2 protein-coding genes and 1 pseudogene are annotated in these 1,184 nt (G+C 36.1%); all 3 read left to right on the top strand.

Going from position 1 to position 1,184, the window contains the following annotated elements; translation table 11 throughout:
• On the top strand, nt 1–334 hold a 334-nt coding region (locus ACYVTD_RS13405), incomplete at its 5' end, for a hypothetical protein (RefSeq protein ID WP_461248236.1).
• Between the two features lie 325 nt (nt 335–659).
• Nucleotides 660–860 (top strand): hypothetical protein, encoded by a 201-nt coding sequence (locus ACYVTD_RS13400; protein WP_461248235.1) that lies wholly within the window; start codon nt 660–662, stop codon nt 858–860.
• Between the two features lie 5 nt (nt 861–865).
• A pseudogene (locus ACYVTD_RS13395) lies at nt 866–1,184 on the top strand (hypothetical protein); the annotation flags it as partial.

Genomic DNA, 1,184 nt, shown 5'->3' with positions numbered 1-1,184 from the left:
AGATAAGGCTATATTAAAAATTATACAACATTACGAAAAAGATGAATGTGTTTTTGATGGAGAAATTGATTTTATAGAATTTTTAAATGATTTAATAAATTCATGTGATACAATACTAAATAAATATGGGATTATTGGATATTTTGCAAATGGATTAAATTCTGGTGATTTCCCATTGACATATTACTTAATATTAAAAAACTATCTTAATAAGAAAAAGAGCATAACAATGGAAACAGTTTTTGAAAAATTTGATAGTGACAAAAAGGAAAATAGTTTATTAAAAACTGATATAGATAAAGAATTATATTTAATAAAAGTGCAGGGTGAATAAATAAAAGAAATAGCTGATTTCTTGTCCGCATCTGTTGAGAAAGAGCGGTATAATGTGTATTTAAGGGAAGTGTTGCGGATGTTTGAAAGGGAAGCGTGAGATGTGTATGATAAGTTGTGTTATATATGAGTAGTTATATACCATTTACCCTAAACTTGGTTTTAAGATTTAGGAAAAGGTTTAAGAGCAAATATATTGGCTTGATGGCAATTGTGTTCTTTTCGGGCTACTTGAGGCAGCCTAACATCTACATAAGGGCTAGTATTTATTGGCTATATATGACATAATAATAACCGCCTTAGGTGGCATTAAAAGGAGAAATGATATGAAAACATGGAAACAAGGCATTTTAATTATAGGTTTAATTGTATCAACTGTATATACAGGCTATTCTCAGGCAAGTAATAACAGAGATTTGAATAAACAACCTGAAATTGACAGACCGAATACGATTGTTTTTGATGCTTGGCAATACAGCAGGAAATATAATGATCTTGTTAAAATGTACAGTTCTATGCGGCAATAGGAAACATGACGAAGAAGACGAGCAGTGAAAGCAAGACGAGGCAGGTGAAGAACGGAATGGAGCTAAATTACAGCTTCGACTACGAATATTACGAGGGCGGACACAAGGCTGAAAAGATAGGGGAAATGTATTACCGCTACGACGGGAACGGGAACGTTGTTGAGGAACGCTACGGAGGGCACAGTACCGCTGACGGCGGAAGCGCCGCGTACAGCTACGAAGACGGAGTATACAGCGCGGACTACGGTTTCGCGCTTACGAGACCCGGGAGCGGAAACAAGGCAAACAGCGTGTATGAAAGGCGTTACGCGTGGGATTACCGCA

This window comes from Treponema sp. R6D11, assembly GCF_054786075.1.
Note: the sequence above shows the minus strand (reverse complement) of the source record. Positions and strands in the feature narration are given on the sequence as shown.